The following is a 528-nucleotide window of genomic DNA, read 5'->3' on the forward strand; positions in this document are numbered from 1 at the left end:
CGGGGACCTGCTCCTCCGGGATGATCTTCGTGGCGTCGAGGAGGTCGAAGTCGAACTTGTGCTCGTCCTCCTCGGGTACGAGCTGCACGCCCAGTTCCCACTCGGGGTACTGGCCGGCCTCGATGGTGTCCCAGAGGTCGCGCCGGTTGAAGTCGGGGTCGCGGCCCATCACTTCCTGGGCCTCGTCCCAGACCAGCGAGTGGACGCCGAGCTTCGGCTTCCAGTGGAACTTGACGAAGGTGCCCCTGCCCGAGGCGTCGACGAAGCGGAAGGTGTGCACCCCGAAGCCCTGCATCATGCGGTAGCTGCGCGGGATGGCCCGGTCGGACATCAGCCACATGATGGTGTGCAGCGTCTCCGGCTGGAGCGAGACGAAGTCCCAGAGGGTGTCGTGGGCGGAGGCGCCGGTGGGGATCTCGTTGTGCGGCTCCATCTTCACCGCGTGCACGAAGTCCGGGAACTTGATGCCGTCCTGGATGAAGAAGACCGGGAAGTTGTTGCCCACCAGGTCGTAATTGCCCTCGCTGG

Annotated in this window: 1 protein-coding gene; it reads right to left on the reverse strand. The window is 65.3% G+C overall.

Features of this window, described 5'->3' with window-relative positions:
- Window positions 1–528: catalase (locus ACFPZJ_RS39825; RefSeq protein WP_381031977.1), on the reverse strand; the 528-nt coding region annotated here is incomplete at both ends.

The organism is Streptomyces bullii, assembly GCF_042657145.1.
Classification (GTDB): Bacteria; Actinomycetota; Actinomycetes; order Streptomycetales; family Streptomycetaceae; genus Streptomyces; species Streptomyces bullii.